Here is a 2734-nt window from a genome sequence, read left to right as displayed (position 1 = left end):
TTTTTTGAGCTACAACCTAACTTAATAATTTTAAATAAATAAAACTTTTTGGCGTTGGTTATTTGAGGTATGATATCTTGTCCGCATAAGAGCGCTAACAAAAACTTTCTCTTCTACTACTCTTTCTTCTTATTTCTTCCCTCCTGACCCCTAAAGAATTAAGATTAATATCATACACTAATTCAGCAACGCCAAATTTTTTAACAATTAACAATTACCACAATATTTATGAATATACCTAATTGGATTACCTTTTCCCGTCTTCTGGGAATACCTTTGATTCTTTACATTCTGAAAACTCCTACTAATCAGAATCTTTGGATCTGTTTAGTAATATTTTTAATTGCTTCAGTTACAGATTTTTTAGATGGTTATTTAGCACGAAAACTTAACCAAGTCAGCGACCTCGGTAAATTTTTAGATCCTTTAGCAGATAAATTATTAGTATTAGCACCTTTATTAGGATTAATTGAATTAGGAAAAGTACCAGCATGGGGAGTATTTTTAATTCTAGGTAGGGAGTTAACTATAGCTGGTTGGCGTGTTAATCAAACACAAATTTCAGGAGCTAATATTTGGGGAAAATTAAAAACAGTAAGTCAAATTATTGCTATTTCTTTGTTAATTGCCCCCTTACCTGAATTTTGGGCAACTCCGGCTATAATTATGTTTTGGATAGCTGTAGCTTTAACAATAGTTTCAGGAATAATTTACTTATGGCCTAATCAAGAAGTTAGTAATAGTTGAAGAAGGTTTTAGGTTGTAGGTTTTATATATAATCCGGTTATATAATATATATTGATAATTCTGTAATTACTTTAATATTCAATTTCCCCTACTTCTTTAAGAAGTCAGAAGGCGCGAAATTATATAGAATCTGGTTATATATTATATGTTGATAATTTCTTAAATTACTTCAATCTCCCCCACTCTCCCACTCCCCTACTCCCCTACTCCCCTACTCCCAAATATATGAATAGTTGAAGTATGTTTTAGGTAGTAGGTGCTAGAGTATAGCAATGTTAATTTTTGACTTTTTACTTTTGACTTAAAAAAAGAATCCGGTTATATAATGTATGTTGATAATTCTATAATTACTTCAATCTCTCCTAATTAATTTTTGACTTTTGACTTAAAAAGTTAATTTTTGACTTTTGACTTAAAAAAAGAATCCGATTATATAATATATGTTGATAATTCTATAATTACTTCAATCTCTCCTAATTAATTTTTGACTTTTTACTTTTAATTTAAAAATACTGTAGTCATGTTAATTTTTGACTTTTTACTTTTAACTTAAAAAGACTGTAGCCATATTAATTTTTGACTTTTGACTTTTGACTTTTGACTTAAAATATTAACTTTTGACTTTTAACTTAAATAAATGAGTATATTCACACTTCAATCAGTAAAAAAAGACTTTGGCATCAAAGAAGTTTTAAGAGATGCTAACTTCAGTTTAGATGCTAATGACAAAGTTGGTTTAATTGGTACAAATGGTTCGGGAAAATCAACCCTATTAAAAATGATTGCTGGTTTAGAACCTATAGACGGTGGTCAAATTTTGATTAATCAAAATGCTAGAATTATTTATTTGCCACAACAACCAGATTTAGATGAAAATAACACCGTATTAGAACAAGTTTTTTCTGATAGTGGAGAACAAATGTTACTGGTACGAGAATATGAAGAATTATCGGAAAAATTAGCCCATCACCCTGAAGACGATCGACTAATGGCGCGTTTTTCTGAAGTAACTCACAGCATGGATAATACCAATGCTTGGGAATTAGAAACTAAGGCAAAAATTATCCTCAGTAAATTAGGAATTCAAGATTTTGATGCCAAAGTTGGTAACTTATCTGGGGGTTATCGTAAACGTATTGCTTTAGCAGCAGCTTTACTTTCTGACCCTGATGTTTTGTTAATGGATGAGCCAACAAACCATCTAGATGCTATGTCTGTAGAATGGTTACAAAGTTACTTAAATAGTTTTTCAGGAGGAATTTTATTAATTACTCACGACCGTTATTTTCTCGACAGAGTTACTAATAAAATTATCGAAATAGACCGGGGCGACCTTTTTACTTATACTGGAAATTATTCTTACTATTTAGAAAAGAAAGCTTTAGCTGAAGAATCAGTTGTTAGTTCTCAACGCAAACATCAAGGGATATTACGCCGGGAATTAGAATGGTTGAAGCGAGGACCAAAAGCTCGTAGCACTAAACAAAAAGCTAGGATTCAACGTATAGAAGAAATGCAAGGAACGGAGTTTAAACAAGCTTTAGGAAAGGTGGATATTTCTACTCCTGGTCGTCGAATTGGTAAAAAAGTTATTGAGTTAGAAAATGTTTGTAAGTCCTACGATAGTAGAACTCTAATCAAAGATTTTACTTATGAATTTATCCCTGAAGATAGAGTCGGAATTATTGGTGGTAATGGGGTGGGAAAATCTACCCTAATGGATATTATTACAGGTAGAGTTAAACCTGATTCTGGCAAAGTAGAAATTGGTGGGACAATACATATAGGATATTTTGACCAACATTCAGAAAATTTGTTGGATGCTATGAATGAAAGTCAACGGGTAATTGATTATATAAAAGATGTAGCAGAGTATGTGGAAACTGCTGATGGTACTCAAATTAGTGCGTCTCAAATGTTGGAAAAATTTCTGTTTCCTGGTAATCAACAATATGCTCCTGTATATAAACTTTCTGGAGGGGAAAAA

The 2734-nt window shown here is 31.6% G+C and carries 2 protein-coding genes; both read left to right on the top strand.

All coding sequences use genetic code 11. From position 1 onward, the window contains the following. The first annotated feature begins 228 nt into the window (after nucleotides 1–228). Nucleotides 229–747: a CDP-diacylglycerol--glycerol-3-phosphate 3-phosphatidyltransferase gene (gene pgsA, locus F6K13_RS27245; RefSeq protein WP_124146349.1), complete on the top strand. Its 519-nt coding sequence runs from the start codon at nucleotides 229–231 to the stop codon at nucleotides 745–747. Between the two features lie 637 nt (nucleotides 748–1384). After that, the coding region (locus F6K13_RS27240; protein ID WP_287289011.1) for an ABC-F family ATP-binding cassette domain-containing protein at nucleotides 1385–2734 on the top strand (1350 nt) is incomplete at its 3' end.

It is taken from the genome of Okeania sp. SIO2B9 (assembly GCF_010672505.1).
Lineage (GTDB): Bacteria > Cyanobacteriota > Cyanobacteriia > Cyanobacteriales > Microcoleaceae > Okeania > Okeania hirsuta.
Note: the sequence above shows the minus strand (reverse complement) of the source record. Positions and strands in the feature narration are given on the sequence as shown.

Excerpts from the sequence above, each read along its gene's own strand:
- pgsA (WP_124146349.1), top strand. The coding sequence starts at position 229 with ATGAATATACCTAATTGGATTACCTTTTCCCGTCTTCTGGGAATACCT.